14 protein-coding genes and 1 pseudogene are annotated in these 15,104 nt (G+C 62.3%); 11 read left to right on the top strand and 4 right to left on the bottom strand.

The annotated features are described in order from the left end of the window. Positions 1 to 367: 367 nt before the first annotated feature. The 10 genes and pseudogenes from AB5Y91_RS13330 to AB5Y91_RS13285 all read left to right on the top strand — a co-directional run. Positions 368 to 442 (top strand): annotated as a pseudogene (locus tag AB5Y91_RS13330) (tRNA adenosine(34) deaminase TadA); the annotation flags it as partial. A 41-nt stretch (positions 443 to 483) separates the two neighbouring features. Continuing rightward, on the top strand, positions 484 to 1,023 hold the full coding sequence (gene tadA, locus AB5Y91_RS13325) for a tRNA adenosine(34) deaminase TadA (protein ID WP_106886378.1): 540 nt from the start codon (positions 484 to 486) through the stop codon (positions 1,021 to 1,023). Between the two features lie 204 nt (positions 1,024 to 1,227). Continuing rightward, positions 1,228 to 3,465, top strand: coding sequence for an ABC transporter permease subunit (locus AB5Y91_RS13320; RefSeq protein WP_163149793.1), 2,238 nt, complete (start codon positions 1,228 to 1,230; stop codon positions 3,463 to 3,465). 51 nt (positions 3,466 to 3,516) lie between these two features. Further along, entirely contained in the window at positions 3,517 to 5,166 is a 1,650-nt protein-coding gene (pstA, locus tag AB5Y91_RS13315) for a phosphate ABC transporter permease PstA (RefSeq protein WP_106886380.1), read from the top strand. A gap of 107 nt (positions 5,167 to 5,273) precedes the next feature. Further along, on the top strand, positions 5,274 to 6,092 hold the full coding sequence (gene pstB / locus AB5Y91_RS13310) for a phosphate ABC transporter ATP-binding protein PstB (protein WP_005328825.1): 819 nt from the start codon (positions 5,274 to 5,276) through the stop codon (positions 6,090 to 6,092). A 111-nt stretch (positions 6,093 to 6,203) separates the two neighbouring features. Then, the gene (phoU, locus tag AB5Y91_RS13305) at positions 6,204 to 6,914 is read left to right on the top strand and encodes a phosphate signaling complex protein PhoU (RefSeq protein ID WP_025327511.1); all 711 of its coding nucleotides are present in this window, start codon (positions 6,204 to 6,206) and stop codon (positions 6,912 to 6,914) included. 192 nt (positions 6,915 to 7,106) lie between these two features. Next, on the top strand, positions 7,107 to 8,426 hold the full coding sequence (locus AB5Y91_RS13300) for a hemolysin family protein (protein WP_163135115.1): 1,320 nt from the start codon (positions 7,107 to 7,109) through the stop codon (positions 8,424 to 8,426). Positions 8,427 to 8,445: 19 nt separating this feature from the next. Continuing rightward, a complete protein-coding gene (locus AB5Y91_RS13295; RefSeq protein ID WP_162627170.1) occupies positions 8,446 to 8,988 on the top strand; it encodes a hypothetical protein in 543 nt (180 codons plus the stop codon). 275 nt (positions 8,989 to 9,263) lie between these two features. Next, complete coding sequence (locus tag AB5Y91_RS13290; RefSeq protein WP_368169998.1) at positions 9,264 to 10,166, top strand: homocysteine S-methyltransferase family protein; 903 nt, start codon at positions 9,264 to 9,266, stop codon at positions 10,164 to 10,166. A 9-nt stretch (positions 10,167 to 10,175) separates the two neighbouring features. Further along, positions 10,176 to 11,576, top strand: a complete 1,401-nt coding sequence (locus AB5Y91_RS13285) for a basic amino acid/polyamine antiporter (RefSeq protein ID WP_368169997.1) — start codon at positions 10,176 to 10,178, stop codon at positions 11,574 to 11,576. A 70-nt stretch (positions 11,577 to 11,646) separates the two neighbouring features. On the opposite strand, the gene AB5Y91_RS13280 is transcribed toward AB5Y91_RS13285, so the two are convergent. Then, the gene (locus tag AB5Y91_RS13280; protein WP_368169996.1) at positions 11,647 to 12,486 is read right to left on the bottom strand and encodes a sterol desaturase family protein; all 840 of its coding nucleotides are present in this window, start codon (positions 12,484 to 12,486) and stop codon (positions 11,647 to 11,649) included. A gap of 257 nt (positions 12,487 to 12,743) precedes the next feature. On the opposite strand from AB5Y91_RS13280, the gene AB5Y91_RS13275 reads away from it, so the two are divergent. Further along, the gene (locus tag AB5Y91_RS13275) at positions 12,744 to 13,106 is read left to right on the top strand and encodes a hypothetical protein (RefSeq protein ID WP_111910100.1); all 363 of its coding nucleotides are present in this window, start codon (positions 12,744 to 12,746) and stop codon (positions 13,104 to 13,106) included. A 119-nt stretch (positions 13,107 to 13,225) separates the two neighbouring features. On the opposite strand, the gene AB5Y91_RS13270 is transcribed toward AB5Y91_RS13275, so the two are convergent. Genes AB5Y91_RS13270 through AB5Y91_RS13260 form a run of 3 tightly spaced genes read right to left on the bottom strand, consistent with a single transcriptional unit; the run spans position 13,226 to position 15,018 of the window. Continuing rightward, on the bottom strand, positions 13,226 to 13,969 hold the full coding sequence (locus tag AB5Y91_RS13270) for an amino acid ABC transporter ATP-binding protein (RefSeq protein WP_163149812.1): 744 nt from the start codon (positions 13,967 to 13,969) through the stop codon (positions 13,226 to 13,228). Further along, on the bottom strand, positions 13,953 to 14,075 hold the full coding sequence (locus AB5Y91_RS13265; RefSeq protein ID WP_368169995.1) for a hypothetical protein: 123 nt from the start codon (positions 14,073 to 14,075) through the stop codon (positions 13,953 to 13,955). The genes AB5Y91_RS13270 and AB5Y91_RS13265 overlap by 17 nt, the downstream gene beginning before the upstream one ends. Beyond that, positions 14,059 to 15,018, bottom strand: a complete 960-nt coding sequence (locus AB5Y91_RS13260) for an amino acid ABC transporter permease (RefSeq protein WP_368169994.1) — start codon at positions 15,016 to 15,018, stop codon at positions 14,059 to 14,061. The genes AB5Y91_RS13265 and AB5Y91_RS13260 overlap by 17 nt, the downstream gene beginning before the upstream one ends. Positions 15,019 to 15,104: the final 86 nt, after the last annotated feature.

The following is a 15,104-nucleotide window of genomic DNA, read 5'->3' as shown; positions in this document are numbered from 1 at the left end:
GGTGTGAGAGGATTCGAACCTCCGACCCTCTACACCCCATGCAGATGCGCTACCTGGCTGCGCTACACACCGACGGAGTCAGCTCGGCTGACGGGAAAGGAGTCTAATAGGATGATCCTAAGGGTGCAACTCCTTTTTTATCAGGGAGATGCCGATTGCTTCTTTATTGCTCAACCAAGATGCAACTTGGGCCTTGGCGGGAGTTTTGGCATAATCGCCGCCCACCTCGCCCGGTGCCGATGCCCTGTATCCGGGCCGAGCGGACAGGGCCGTCTTTGATGATGAATACAGATAAATGAGAGGAACGGCCGTGGAGCCAGCACAGAAGAACGCAGCCGAGATGCAGATCACCCAGGACGAGCGCTGGATGCGTCATGCCATGGCCTTGGCGGCCAGGGCGGAAGGGGAAACGGGTGAGATCCCGGTCGGCACTGTGCTGTTGTCCGAGGTGCGCAGGTTGCATAGCGACAGAGAGGTAAGGGCGTGACGCCATCAGAAAACAATGATGTCTTTGATCAGGCACGGCAGGACGAGCGCTGGATGCGTCATGCCATGGCCTTGGCGGCCAGGGCGGAAGGGATAGGCGAAATCCCGGTCGGTGCCGTGCTGGTGCTGGGGGACGAGGTGGTCGGCGAGGGATGGAACCGCTCCATCAGCGCCCATGACGCCTGCGCCCATGCGGAGATCATGGCGATCCGTGCCGCCGGCATCACGCAGCAGAACTACCGGCTGCTCGACACTACCCTTTATGTGACGCTGGAGCCCTGCTGCATGTGTGCCGGCGCCCTCATCCACAGCCGGGTGAAGCGGGTGGTCTACGGGGCCCGCGATCTCAAGACGGGGGCGGCGGGATCGGTGTTCGACATTTTGCAGGACCCGCGCCACAACCACAGGGTGGCGTTGACGGGGGGGGTGCTGGCAGAGGCCTGCTCGGCCCAGCTGTCGGACTTCTTCAAGCGGCGGCGCGCCGAGAAGAAGGCGGCCAGAGAGGCGCTGAAACAAAGTGGTGGCCCCGCCCTCTGAGGCGGACGGGGGGCATCATCTTGCCCCCGCTCTGAATTTTTTCACACATCCTCATATAAAACAGATGGTTGGCACTGCTGCTTGCCCTTATCCTCCTGCCTGTATCCCCCTGAAATAACCTCTTCACAGAGGCTCTTGATGTAACAAAACTGTCATGCAACCGCCATATAATGCCGCCAAGCCTAGCTCACATTGAGGTCTTGCATGTCATCGGAATCGTTAAACCTGGTCATGGCGGGCAGTAGAAAACGCCGGATCAAGGATAAATTGGCCAAATACGGCGTCACCACAGGGGGAGCCCTGGTACTGGTGGCCCTGCTGCTTATCTTCTTCTACCTGCTCTATGTGGTGAAACCCATCTTCAATGGCGCCAGCGTAGAGGCAACCTCCTCCTTTACCCTGCCGACGCAGGGCAAGACCGCCTGGCTCGGCGTCGAGGAGCAGAACGAGATAGGGTATCGCTTCAACGACCAGGGTCAGGTCAGCTTCTTCGCCGTCAAGGCGGATGGTGGCGTCAAGGTGGGCCAGGTGCTGGGCCAGGCCAGTGTCGCCGGTGACGTCACCGCCGTCGCCGTGCCGGCGCCGGGCCAGAAGCTCATCGCCTATGGCTTTGCCGACGGCAAGGCCACTGTGGTGCAGCCCTCGTTCAAGGTCTCCTACCCGAACGACGTGCGCGTCATCGAGCCCAGCCTGCAATATCCCTTCGGCGAAGAGCCTGTGGTGATCGATCCCCAAGGCAAGGCGCTGACCCGCATGGTGTTCGAGGCGACCAAGGACAAGATGGCCACCGCCGCTGTGACCGAGGATGGCCGCGGCGTGATGACGGTGATGAGCGGTGAGGAGAACTTCCTCTCCGGTGAAGTCGAGTGGAGCAGCCAGAACTACGCCATTCCTTCCCTGCCTCGTCACGTGGATCAGATGCTGCTGACCCCCAACCTGCGCATCCTGTTCGTGCGTGAAGGCAATCGCCTGTCGGTCTATGACATCCACAACCTGAGCGACATCTCCCTGCGCGACGTCATGGAGATCAATGCTCCCAACGCCGACGTGACCCAGGTTGCCCTGCTCTCCGGCGCCTCCTCCCTGCTGGTGGGCAATGACAATGGCGTCATCTCCCAGTGGTTCGAGGTGGCGAAGGACGGCAAGCGCCAGTTCACCCAGATTCGTGACTTCAAGGGCGACGGCCCGGTCGCGCTGCTGACCCCGGAGCACTTCCGCAAGGGCTTCATCAGCGCCGCCAAAGACGGGACCATCAACTTCTTCCACGCCACCGGCGAGGCCAAGCTTCTCGGCGAGACCATAGAAGGCGGCGCCCTGGCGGCCCTGGCCATCTCTCCCCGCCACAACCTGCTGCTGACCCAGCAGGGGAATGACTTCAAGGTCTTTGAGGTGGAGAACGATCACCCCGAGGTGACCTGGTCGGCCCTGTGGCAGCAGGTGTGGTACGAAGGTTATCCCGAGCCCATGTATGTGTGGCAGTCCACCTCTGCCAGCAACGACTTCGAAGCCAAGCTGAGCCTGGTGCCCCTGGTATTCGGGACCCTCAAGGCCTCCTTCTACGCCATGCTGTTTGCGGTACCGCTTGGCGTGGCCGGTGCCATCTACACCGCCTACTTCATGTCGGCGGGCCTGCGCAAATACGTCAAGCCGACGGTGGAGATCATGGCGGCGCTGCCGACCGTTATCCTGGGCTTCCTGGCGGGTCTGTGGCTGGCGCCCATCATCGAGGGTGCGCTGCCCGGGGTGATCCTGCTGCTGCTGCTGCTGCCGATGGGCATGTTGCTCACCGCGCTGGTGTGGAACTACCTGCCGGAGCGCGGCAAGTCCTGGTTGCCGGAGGGCTGGCACGCCATCCTGTTGATCCCCGTGCTGCTGCTGATTGGCTGGGGCGCCTTCGCCTTGAGCCCGCTCATCGAGAATGCCTTCATGCACGGCGATTCGCGCATCTGGCTGACCCACGAGATGGGCATCAAGTTTGACCAGCGCAACTCCCTGGTGGTCGGTATCGCCATGGGCTTCGCCGTCATACCCACCATCTTCTCCATCGCCGAAGATGCGGTCTTCTCGGTGCCCAAGCACCTGACCCAAGGGTCTCTGGCGCTCGGGGCGACCCCCTGGCAGACCCTGAGCCGTGTGGTGATCCTGACCGCGAGTCCGGGCATTTTCTCGGCGGTGATGATGGGCCTGGGCCGCGCCGTGGGCGAGACCATGATAGTGCTGATGGCGACCGGCAATACCCCCATCATGGACTTCTCCATGTTCCAGGGGCTGCGTACCCTGGCGGCGAACATAGCGGTGGAAATGCCGGAGTCGGAAGTGGGCAGCTCCCACTACCGGGTGCTCTTCCTCGCGGCCTTCGTCCTGTTTGTGTTCACCTTTATGTTCAACACCCTGGCCGAGTTCATTCGTCAGCGGTTGCGCGAAAAATACAGCTCTCTGTAATGAGCCGTTCTCTTAAAAAGCGGCGTTCTGTATATGGACAAGGAATCAACAATGGGTAAGTGGTTTAAATCAGGGGCCCCCTGGATCTGGATGACAGGCGGCGCCGTCAGCCTGAGTCTGGTAGCCGTACTGGGTCTGTTGCTGCTGATCGGCTGGCGTGGTCTGGTCTACTTCTGGCCGCACCCCATCTATGAGTGGCAGCTTGAAGACGCCAGCGGCAACAAGAGCGTGCTGATCGGCGAAATCAATGACCGCGAGATGGTACCTGTGGAGCGGCTGCGCGCCGCGGGCCAGGCGCTGGAGGGGGAAGAGCGCGAGTTGCTTACCCGTTATCTGGTCAAGACCGGCAACCGTGAGTTCGTCGACCTCGATTTTCGCTGGGTGCTGGAGACCGACATCAAGTCCCAGAGCCAGCCGGCCGAGCTCGCCATGGTGGAGCGTGCCACCAACGGCAACTTCTACGGTTACATCACCTCGGTGAAAGAGGATGGCAAAGAGCTGACGGCAGATCTGCATCCTGCCCTGCAACGGGTACTGGCTCGTGCCAACGCCCTGTCGGAGCAGGCCAACGATCTGCAAAAGGGAGACATCGGCGGCATCAACTACCAGCTGGAGCGACTGCGTCTGAAAGAGCGCAAGGCGGAGCTGGAAGGGGAGCTGACCGACGCGCTCAAGGCGGATCTCGCCGCCCAGCGCCAGGCCCTGAACGATCGCTATCTGGTGCTGGAAAAGGAGCTCTTCTCCCTGCGCGCCCAGGCGGATCGTGACGCTATCACCGTCAAGGATATGCGTGGCGAGCTGGTGACCATGCCCATGTCCAAGGTGCTGGACGTGGTCTGGCCCAACGACATGAGCCTGCCCGCCAAGGTAGGTCACTGGTTCCACCAGATTGGCAAGTTCGTCTCCGACGATCCCCGTGAGGCCAACACCGAGGGCGGCGTCTTCCCCGCCATCTTCGGCACCGTCTTCATGGTGTTGCTGATGGCCATCATAGTGACACCCCTCGGCGTGGTGGCCGCTGTCTACCTGCACGAGTACGCGGGCAAGAACAGCCTGACCAAGATCATCCGCATCGCGGTGATCAACCTGGCGGGTGTGCCCTCCATCGTCTACGGCGTGTTTGGCCTCGGCTTCTTCGTCTACACGCTCGGTGGTTCGTTAGACCAGCTGTTCTACCCGGAAGCGCTGCCGAGCCCGACCTTTGGCTCCCCCGGCGTCATCTGGTCGGCGCTGACCCTGGCCATCCTGACCCTGCCGGTGGTGATCGTCTCCACCGAAGAGGGGCTGGCCCGGATCCCGAGCACCATACGCCAGGGCTCCCTGGCCCTGGGGGCCACCCAGGCCGAGACCCTGTGGCGCATAGTGCTGCCCATGGCGAGCCCGGCCATCATGACAGGCCTCATCCTGGCGATTGCCCGTGCAGCCGGTGAAGTGGCGCCGCTGATGCTGGTGGGGGTGGTAAAACTGGCACCGACCCTGCCGATGGATGGCAACTTCCCGTACCTGCACGTGGAGCGCAAGTTCATGCACCTGGGCTTCCACATCTATGACGTCGGCTTCCAGAGCCCGAACGTCGAGGCGGCGCGGCCCCTGGTCTATGCCACCTCCTTCCTGCTGGTGACTGTGATAGTGGGCCTCAACCTGACGGCTATCGGTATTCGTAACCACCTGCGCGAGAAATTCCGGTCGCTGGAGCATTAATCCGGCCACCTGACCGAGACAAGAGATGCGCGGCCCAGCGGCCGCCATCAACAGCATGATGGTCGCCGGAATGTATCCGGCCACCCCAGAGAGATTTGAGGTAACAGATGATCAACGTAACACCGACTTCGACCCAGCATACCGCCCTGGACCTGCTCAACCTGAGCCCGGAGCAGACCGCCCTTGAGGTCAAGGATCTCAACCTGTATTACGGCAACAAGCAGGCGCTGTTCAACGTCAACATGAAGATCCCGAAAGGGCAGGTGACGGCCTTTATCGGCCCGTCCGGCTGTGGCAAGTCGACCCTGCTGCGCTGCATCAACCGGATGAACGATCTGGTGGAGATCTGCCGCATCGAGGGGGAAATCCAGCTGCACGGCCACAACATCTATGACAAGAGCGTGGATGTCTCCGCCCTGCGCCGTCAGGTCGGCATGGTGTTCCAGCGCCCCAACCCCTTCCCGAAATCCATCTATGAGAACGTGGTCTATGGCCTGCGCCTGCAGGGCATCAACGACAGACGCACCCTGGACGAGGCCGCCGAGCGCTCACTGCGCGGCGCGGCCCTGTGGGAAGAGGTGAAGGATCGCCTGCACGACAACGCCTTCGGCCTCTCAGGTGGTCAGCAGCAGCGTCTGGTTATCGCCCGGGCCATCGCCATCGAGCCGGAAGTGCTGTTGCTCGATGAGCCGACCTCGGCGCTCGACCCCATCTCCACCCTCACCATCGAGGAGCTGATCAACGAGCTCAAGAGCCAGTTCACCGTGGTGATAGTGACCCACAACATGCAGCAGGCGGCGCGGGTGTCGGATCAGACCGCCTTCATGTACATGGGTGAGCTCATCGAGTACTCGAACACCAATACCATCTTCACCACCCCGGCCAAGAAGAAGACCGAGGACTACATCACAGGTCGTTACGGCTAAGGCATGGTTGGTGCAACAAGGGTTATTGGTATGAACAAGATGAGCATCAATAAACAGATTACCGGTCGGTTCAACGGCTAAGGCATAATCGGAGCAACAAGGATTATTTGTATGGACAATATGAACCTCAATAAACACATCTCCGGTCAGTTCAATGCCGAGCTCGAGAACGTGCGCAACCAGGTGCTGGTGATGGGCGGTCTGGTGGAGCAGCAGCTGACGGACGCCATCTCCGCCATCCACATCCAGGATCTGGATGCGGCGCGCAAGATAGTGGCCAACGACCACAAGGTCAACGCCATGGAAGTGGCCATCGACGAGGAGTGCACCCGCATCATCGCCAAGCGCCAGCCCACCGCGTCCGACCTGCGCCTGGTGATGGCCATCATCAAGACCATCACGGATCTGGAGCGCATCGGCGATGTGGCGGACAAGATAGCCCGCATGCTGACCGACAACGCCAACAAGCCGCAGCCGCCGCTGGTGTCCCTCGAGAACATGGGCCGTCGCACCATCAAGATGCTGCACGACGTGCTCGACGCCTTCGCCCGCATGGATCTGGAGGCGGCCATTGCCGTCTACAAGGAAGATGACAAGGTGGACAGGGAGTACGAGTCCATCATCCGCGAGCTGATGACCTACATGATGGAAGATCCCCGCACCATTCCCCAGGTACTGAACGTACTGTGGGCGGCGCGGGCCATAGAGCGGGTCGGCGACCGTTGCCAGCACATCTGCGAATACATCGTCTACTACGTCAAGGGCAAGGACGTGCGCCACACCAAGGCGGACGAGCTGAGCGACCTGCTGGGCAAGCATTGAGACAGAAATGAATAAAAAGGCGCCTTGAGCGCCTTTTTTATTGCATTGGGGGGCGGCTTAAGATAACGCGCCCCACGGGGCGCTTTTCTGCTAGAATATGGCCCCTGTGTGAGTCCCGGATGGAGTCACGGTCCGGTTTCCCGGGCCCAGTTTGCCGTCTTGTGCTAAGGCGGCTGTAGCAATAGGTTAATCATGAGTTTTGCCGATAGTTTGTTCTTTTTGATGCTGCTGGTCGCCGGCAGCGTGTTCTTCTCGCTTTCCGAGATCTCTCTCGCCGCCTCCCGCAAGATCAAGTTGCAGGTGATGGCCGACGAGGGCAATCGCCATGCCGAAAAAGTGCTGGCACTGCAGGCCCAGCCAGGTAACTTCTTTACCGTGGTGCAGATAGGCCTCAATACCGTCGCCATCCTGGGCGGCATACTGGGCGAATCCGCCCTGAACCCCGCCATCAAGTCGTTGATCTCCGGCTTCTATCAGGGCCCCTGGCTCTCCCAGATAAGCTCGATCGCCTCCTTCGTGTTCGTCACCGGCATGTTCATCCTGATAGCGGACTTGATGCCCAAGCGCCTGGCCATGACGATGCCGGAACGGGTTGCGGTGGTGGTGGTGCGTCCCATGCTGCTGTGCGTGACCCTGCTGATGCCGCTGGTGTGGTTCTTCAACGGCCTGGCCAACGCCCTGTTCCGCCTGCTGCGGGTCTCCATGGTGCGCAACGACGAGATCACCTCGGACGACATCTATGCGGTGATGGATGCGGGCGCCGAGGCCGGCGTCATCCAGCGTGAGGAGCACCAGCTCATCGAGAACGTGTTCGAGTTGCAGTCCTTGGGCGTCACCTCCGCCATGACGGCCCGCGAGAGCCTCATCTACTTCACCCTGCAAGAGGGCGAAGAGAGCATCAAGGCCAAGATCGCCGAGCACCCCCACAACAAGTTCCTGGTCTGTGACCACAACCTCGACAGCATCAAGGGCTTCGTCGACGCCAAGGAGCTGCTGATCCGCGTCATCAGCGGTCAGAGCATAGATCTCAACAGCGGCTCCCTGGTGCAGAACGTCATCATCATCCCCGACACCTTGAACCTCTACGAGGCCATGGAGTACTTCAAGAATCATCGCGGTGATTTCGCGGTGGTGATGAACGAGTACGCCCTGGTGGTGGGCATAGTCACCATGAATGACCTGATGAGCACCGTCATGGGCGAGTGGGCCACCCATGCGATGGAAGAGCAGATAGTGCAGCGGGACGAGAACTCCTGGCTGGTGGACGGTGTCACCCCCATCTCCGATGTGATGCGGGCCTTCGACATAGAGGAGTTCCCGGGGAACCAGAACTACGAGACCATCGCCGGTTTCATCATGTTCATGCTGCGCAAGATCCCCAAGCGGACGGACTCGGTGAAATACGCGGGCTACAAGTTCGAAGTGGTCGACATCGACAGCTACAAGATCGATCAGTTGCTGGTCACCCGGGTGGAGCCTGTGCAGGCCGAGAAACCCGCCCTGGAATCGTGAAAGGAGTTACCAAGGAGTCATGAAGATGCCGTCTTATTCCCGTGCGTTGAGCTGTGTGGCGCTCGCCCTGGCGCTGGGGGCCTGCAGCCAGAGCGCTCCCCGCAAACCCGCCGCCGCCCCCAAGCCCGTGGCCCCCAAGGCCGCTGTGGTGGCGCCGCAGCCGGATCCCGATGCCGTGGTGCAAAGCGCAGTGGCAGAGCCGAGCCCGGTGTTCGATGAGGAGTACCATGGTCCGGATCAGGGGTCGCTGGAGTCGGTGACCGCCCTGTTCGCCCGTGGCTACATAGAGTCGGCCATGCGTGAGACCATGCTGGCGGCGGTGCACAGCGATTACCCCTTGCTCGGCATGCGGGACGTGCGCCTGACCGACCCTGTGGCCAAGTTCCTCACCTCGGCCCAGGCCCGTACCACGGCCCACGACTATCTCTATGCCGGGGTGCAGCGCAGGCTGGGCCGCCCCCTGAGTCCGGCCCAGTGGGAGCAGATCTGGCAAGGATTCCCCCAGCAGGGGCGAGTCTCCGACTGGGTCAAGCAGACCAAGCGGGTCCTGGCAGGGCGCTGAGTCGCCAGCCCATCCATGCTTCACAAGAGGCCACCCACGGGGTGGCCTCTTGTCGTTCAGGCCTGTGGACTCGGGCCCTGGGTGGCAAGGACGAGGGGCCTCCCTTTGCCGCTATCATCCTGAGCTTGCTCAGATTTGTTCCTAGTTCCCGATTGCCTCTCCCTCTGCTTTGCGCCATGATGCACAGGACTTATAGCCGTCTAGATGTTTTGATGGCTTAATGTTTTTTCACACAATAAACACCCGTCATGACGGGGACACGCAGAGAGACAGAGATGGATACAAAGGATTTGTGGGTACTGGATGGCGGCATGGGGCGTGAGCTGGCACGACGGGGCGCACCGTTTCGCCAGCCGGAGTGGTCGGCCCTGGCCCTGATGGAGGCACCACAGACGGTGCGCGAGGTGCATCAGGCCTATGTGGCGAGCGGTGCCCGGGTCATCACCACCAACAGCTATGCCCTGGTGCCCTTTCATATCGGTGACGAGCGCTTCGCCGAGGATGGCGAGCGGCTTGCAACCCTGGCCGGGCAGCTGGCCCGCGACGTGGCTGACGGGCAGGCCGGTGCCGTGCAGGTGGCCGGTTCATTGCCACCGCTGTTTGGCTCCTACCGTGCCGATTTGTTCGAGGCGGACAGGGTGAGCGAGCTGGCGACCCCGCTTATCCGGGGCCTCTCACCTCATGTGGATATCTGGCTGGCCGAGACCATGAGCCTGATTGCCGAGCCGCTGGCCCTCAAGGCGCTGCTGCCAGGCGATGGCAAGCCGTTCTGGGTCTCCTTCACCCTGGAGGACGAGGCGCCGGGCAGCGAGCCGACTCTGCGCTCCGGTGAGCGGGTGGCCGATGCGGTCGCCGCGTTGGCGTCGGCCGGGGTGAGCGCCATCCTGTTCAACTGCTGCCAGCCCGAGGTGATTGAAGGGGCGCTCAAGGTGGCGAGCGCCCGCTTGCAGGCCCTGGGCCGCACCGACATTCGCCTCGGCGCCTATGCCAACGCCTTCCCGCCCCAGCCCAAGGAGGCCACCGCCAACGACGGGCTGGACGAGATCCGCGCCGATCTGGGGCCGCAGGATTACCTCGGCTGGGCCGAGCGCTGGCGCGCGGTCGGAGCGAATCTTATCGGCGGCTGCTGCGGCATAGGCCCGGAGCACATTCAGGCCCTGGCCAGCCGGCTGCGCTAAGGAGATCCCATGAAAGAGAGCAAGATAGGCCTCTGGTCCCTCACCGCCCTGGTGTTCAGCTCCATGGTGGGGGCGGGGATCTTCAGCCTGCCCCAGAACATGGCCGAGGTGGCGGGGGCCCGCGCCGTGCTGATTGGCTGGGGCGTCACCGGGGTGGGCATACTGGCGCTCGCCGCGAGCTTCCTCTATCTGTCGCGGTTAAGACCCGAGCTAGACGGCGGCATCTACAGCTATGCCCGCGCCGGTTTTGGGGACCTGGTGGGCTTCTTCTCTGCCTGGGGCTACTGGCTCTGTGCCACCATAGGCGTGGTGGGCTATCTGGTGATCGCCTTCGCGGCGCTGGGCAGCTTTGTCGATACCCCCGAACAGATCTGGTTTGGTGACGGTAATACGCTGGCGGCCTTTATCGGCGAGTCCTGCATCCTCTGGGCGGTGCACCTGCTGGTGGCCCGCGGTGTGCAGCAGGCGGCCCTGTTCAACCTGGTGGCGACCCTGGCCAAGAGCCTGCCACTGCTGCTGTTCATCCTGTTCGCCTGCTACTGGTTCGATCCTGTCACCTTCGCGGCGGATCAGGGGGGAAGCACGCTGGCGGTGCCGGTTTCCGAGCAGGTGCGCAACACCATGCTCATCACCCTCTGGGTCTTCACCGGCATAGAGGGGGCGGCCGTGCTCTCGGCCCGGGCGAGAAACAAGCGGGATGTGGGCACGGCCACAGTGCTCGGGGTGGTGCTGGCACTGCTGCTCTATGTGCTCATCTCTGTGCTGGCGCTGGGGATATTGAGTCGCCCCGAGCTCGCGGCCCTGCCCAACCCCTCCATGGCGGGGCTGATGGCCCAGATGACGGGCTCCTGGGGCAAGCTGCTGATAAGCGTCGGCCTCATCGTCTCTGTGCTCGCCTCCTACGTGAGCTGGACCCTGTTCTCGGCCGAGGTGCCCTTCAGCGCGGCGCGCCACGGCGCCTTCCCGGCCATCTTCCGGCGCCAGAACCGCAACGGCACCCCCATAGCCTCGCTCTGGCTCACCAGCCTGACGGTGCAGGGCTGCCTGCTGCTGGTGTGGCTGCTCGGCAAGGGGTACACCAACCTGCTGCTCATCTCCACCTCCATGATACTGGTGCCCTACCTGCTGATCGGCCTCTTCCTGCTCAAGCTCTCCTTAAGCGGGCAGGGCAATGGCCTGGTGCGGGCGGTGGCCCTGGTGTCGAGTGGTTACGGTCTCTGGCTGCTCTATGCCGCCGGGGTGGAGTATCTGCTGCTGTCGCTTTTGCTCTACGGGCCGGGTCTGCTGCTGTTTCTCTACAGCCGCCGCCAGCTCGGGGCGGATCAGCGGCTCAGCCTGCGCGAGCGGCTGCTGGCCGGGATCACCCTGGTGAGCCTGGTGCCCGCCGTCTGGTCCTTTGCCCATGTCTGAGTGAGGTGGTGACCCAATGCAAGAGAGCGCCCTGGTGGCGCTCTCTTTTTTGGGCTGTCGGTGCGCCTGATCAGGCGCCCCCCGGGCCCGCCGGTTTGCCAAACAGCACGGCGAGTTTTTGTCGCCACGGCAGGCCACGGGCGTCATGCAGCATATCGCGCCACTCGTGGAAGGTGAGGGTGAGGGGATTGAAGCTGTGGATGGGCTTGGTGATGCCGAAGCGACAGGGCTCGCCCAAGTCTTCCTCCACAAAGGTGCCAAACAGCCGATCCCAGATGATCAGCACCCCGGCGAAGTTGCGGTCTATGTATTTGGGGTTGCTGGCGTGGTGCACCCTGTGGTGGGAGGGGGTGTTGAAGACCCGCTCCAGCCAGCCCAGCTTGCCCACCACCTGGGTGTGGACGAAGAACTGAAAGCCCAGGCTCAGCAGCACTGTGGCGACCACGGCCTCGGGGGGGAAGCCGATGAGGATCATGGGGATCCAGAACAGCCACATGCCGGAGACAGGGTACATCAGGCTCTGGCGAAAGGCGGTGGAGAGGTTGAGCCGCTCCGAGCTGTGGTGCACCACGTGGGAGGCCCAGAGCCAGCGCACATGGTGGCTGGCAAAGTGGAACAGCCAGTAGCAGAGATCCTGCAACAAGAAGAGCAGCAAGAGACTCCAGAGGTTCAGCTCTATGTCGAACAGTCGCCAGCCCCAAAGACCCTCATAGAGGTAGGCGATGGCGATGGCCGCCAGGGCATCGCCCCCCTGGTGCATCAGGGCCAGGGTGGCGTTGGCGAACAGGTCCCGCCACTGGTAGCTGGCGGTGGGAAAGGCTGCCCCGTGTTTGCGCAGATAGAGCATCTCCCAGCCGACGAAGGCCAGAAAGAGGGGGGAGAGGTAGAGCAGCAGCAGTTGCACATCCATGTGAGGCATCCGGTTGGACCAGTTGGGTTCCAGCATACCGAATGGATTTAAAAATTCATTAACATTTGATGACCCAGGTGTGCCTGCCGCTACCGGGACCGAGATCCAATGGCTTGTTTTTGCTGACAAAGCCTGGCCGCTGGCGATAAGCCCTGGATGAGTCAGCCTTGGGCGGCACCCCTCGTCCGGCGGGGCCTCGCATACACTGGGATAACGAGGTTGCCAGGGGCGGCAGGGTGTCGCCAGTGGAGGGGATAATGAGAGCGGTTCATCTGTGTGTCATGTTCGGCCTGCTGAGCGCGAGTGCGCAGGCCAATGACAGCTTCAACAGCGAGCTGAGTCATTTCGCCGGGGGCGCGGCCATGGGGGCGGGCTTCACGGCAGTGGCCGATCACTACGGCTATCGGGAGCACAGAGGCTGGATAGGGTTCGGGATCTCCACCGGGATCGGGGTGGTGGGGGAGCTGGCGTCGAGAAACGGCGACTTCTCTGCCCTGGACGCGGGCGTCAATGCGCTGGGAGCGGCGCTTGGCGCCTTTGCCACCGATCGCTGGATCCTGGCCCCCCTAGTGCTGCCCGAACAACACTACGCCGGGCTGATGACAGGTTATCGCTTCTGAGGCGTACCCATCAGCCTCAACAACAGAGGGAGCCCAGGGCTCCCTCTGTTGTATCTCTTTCCCTTGCAACACCTGACGCAGTCACTGGCGCAGGCGCTCTGGGTTGTCGAAGCTTGCGGTCACAGCACCTGACTCAGGAACTGGCGCAGGCGCGGTGAGGGAGGGTTGTCGAAGAAGTCGGTGGGTTTTTCATCCACCAGCAGCTCGCCGCTCTCCATGAAGAGCACCCTGTCCGCCACTTCCCGGGCAAAGCCCATCTCGTGGGTCACCACCACCATGGTCATGCCTTCCCGGGCCAGGCCCTTCATGACGTCCAGCACCTCACCCACCATCTCGGGGTCGAGCGCGCTGGTGGGCTCGTCAAACAGCATGATGCGAGGCTGCATGGCGAGCGCCCGGGCTATGGCCACCCGCTGCTGCTGGCCGCCGGAGAGCTGGGACGGGTAGCTCTGGGCCTTGTTCGACAGCCCCACTTTCAGCAGCAGGGCCTTGGCCCGCTCCTCGGCATCCTTGCGAGACAACCCCCGCACCTTCTGGGGGGCGAGGCTGATGTTGTCCAGCACGTTCAGGTGGGGGAAGAGGTTGAAGGACTGGAACACCATGCCCACCTCTTCCCGCAGCTTGTTGACGTCACCCGGCTCGGTCAGACTGATGCCATCGACCTCGATATGGCCGTCGTTGATGGTCTCGAGCTGGTTGAGGGTGCGCAGGAAGGTGGATTTGCCAGAGCCGCTCGGCCCCACTATTACCACCACTTCCCCTTCGGCTACCTGGGTACTGACGTTCTTGAGGGCGTGCACCTCGGTGCCGTAGAATTTTTCCACGCCGCTAGCCTTGATAATGGGATCAGTTGCTGCGCGCATATTTCACCTCCAGACGACGTACCAGGAAGGGGCTGGGTGTGCCGGTGATGGCACCATTTTTCGACACCTGTTGTGCCTTGATGACGGGGTCAGTTGCTCTTGGCATATTTCACCTCCAGACGACGCACCAGGAAGGAGAGGGTGCCGGTGAGCACCAGGTAGAGCAGGGCCACGGTGAACCACACCTCGAACGGGCTGAAGGTGGAGCTGACCACCTCGCGGCCGGCCTTGGTGAGATCCGTGATGGAGATGACCGAGACCAGGGAGGAGTCCTTGATGAGGTTGATGAACTGGCCCGCGAGCGGCGGCAGCACCCGCTTGAACGCCTGGGGCAGGATGACGTAGCGCATGGTCTGGGCCGAGGTGAGGCCCAGGCTGCGGCCCGCCTCCATCTGCCCCTTGTGGATGGAGCTGATGCCGGCGCGCACGATTTCGGCCACATAGGCGCCGGTGAAGACGGCCAGCGCCGCTACCCCGGCGGTGAATCTGTCGAGGTTGAGCACAGTGCCAATAAAGAAATAGACGATGAAGATCTGCACCAGCAGCGGCGTGCCGCGAATGAGCTCCACGTAGGTGACCGCCAGGTTGCGCAGGGCGGGATTGGGGGAGAGACGCGCCAGCCCGGCCAGGGTGCCCAGCAGGATGGCGAAGACGCCCGCGACCAGGGAAAGCTTGACCGTGACCCAGACGCCCCAGGCGATGGGGCCGGCGGTCCAGCTCAGTTGGGTGTCCAGGGTGTCGCCCTGGAAGACGGTATCCCCTTCGGCAACCTGGGCGCCTGTGCTGGCGATGGCCTGGCGACGGTTGGGGTCGAGATCGTCTTGCAGGAAGAGCTGTCCCTTCTCTGCGGCAGTGGTGCCGGCCACCACTGTGCCGTCAAATTCTGCGTACTGTTTTTGTTCGGCCTTATAGGCGATGTACTGGGGAATGCGTTCCCAGCGCCAGGTGTAATCCACCGCCTGCACGGCCTTGTAGATGCCAAAGATGGCGGCCAGCAGCATCAGCAGGAAAACCCCGTGCCAGAGCAGCAGGTTGGGCTGTTTTTCCATCTGTCTTGTGATTTTGGGGTTGATCACTGTCACAACCTCTCTTGTCGTTATTGTGTGGGGTCTGCGTGAAGGGGCGGCGAACCGCC

Source organism: Aeromonas sp. R4-3 (genome assembly GCF_040908275.1).
Lineage (GTDB): Bacteria > Pseudomonadota > Gammaproteobacteria > Enterobacterales > Aeromonadaceae > Aeromonas > Aeromonas rivipollensis.
Note: the sequence above shows the minus strand (reverse complement) of the source record. Positions and strands in the feature narration are given on the sequence as shown.

What these genes read in the sequence shown, in the direction of transcription:
- pstA (WP_106886380.1), top strand. Translation starts at nt 3,517, where the DNA reads ATGGGTAAGTGGTTTAAATCAGGGGCCCCCTGGATCTGGATGACAGGC.
- AB5Y91_RS13280 (WP_368169996.1), bottom strand. Translation starts at nt 12,486, where the DNA reads ATGGATGTGCAACTGCTGCTGCTCTACCTCTCCCCCCTCTTTCTGGCC.
- AB5Y91_RS13270 (WP_163149812.1), bottom strand. Translation starts at nt 13,969, where the DNA reads ATGCGCGCAGCAACTGATCCCATTATCAAGGCTAGCGGCGTGGAAAAA.
- AB5Y91_RS13260 (WP_368169994.1), bottom strand. Translation starts at nt 15,018, where the DNA reads ATGGAAAAACAGCCCAACCTGCTGCTCTGGCACGGGGTTTTCCTGCTG.
- AB5Y91_RS13265 (WP_368169995.1), bottom strand. Translation starts at nt 14,075, where the DNA reads ATGCCAAGAGCAACTGACCCCGTCATCAAGGCACAACAGGTGTCGAAA.
- phoU (WP_025327511.1), top strand. Translation starts at nt 6,204, where the DNA reads ATGGACAATATGAACCTCAATAAACACATCTCCGGTCAGTTCAATGCC.
- AB5Y91_RS13285 (WP_368169997.1), top strand. Translation starts at nt 10,176, where the DNA reads ATGAAAGAGAGCAAGATAGGCCTCTGGTCCCTCACCGCCCTGGTGTTC.
- AB5Y91_RS13290 (WP_368169998.1), top strand. Translation starts at nt 9,264, where the DNA reads ATGGATACAAAGGATTTGTGGGTACTGGATGGCGGCATGGGGCGTGAG.
- AB5Y91_RS13300 (WP_163135115.1), top strand. Translation starts at nt 7,107, where the DNA reads ATGAGTTTTGCCGATAGTTTGTTCTTTTTGATGCTGCTGGTCGCCGGC.
- AB5Y91_RS13295 (WP_162627170.1), top strand. Translation starts at nt 8,446, where the DNA reads ATGAAGATGCCGTCTTATTCCCGTGCGTTGAGCTGTGTGGCGCTCGCC.
- pstB (WP_005328825.1), top strand. Translation starts at nt 5,274, where the DNA reads ATGATCAACGTAACACCGACTTCGACCCAGCATACCGCCCTGGACCTG.
- AB5Y91_RS13275 (WP_111910100.1), top strand. Translation starts at nt 12,744, where the DNA reads ATGAGAGCGGTTCATCTGTGTGTCATGTTCGGCCTGCTGAGCGCGAGT.
- AB5Y91_RS13320 (WP_163149793.1), top strand. Translation starts at nt 1,228, where the DNA reads ATGTCATCGGAATCGTTAAACCTGGTCATGGCGGGCAGTAGAAAACGC.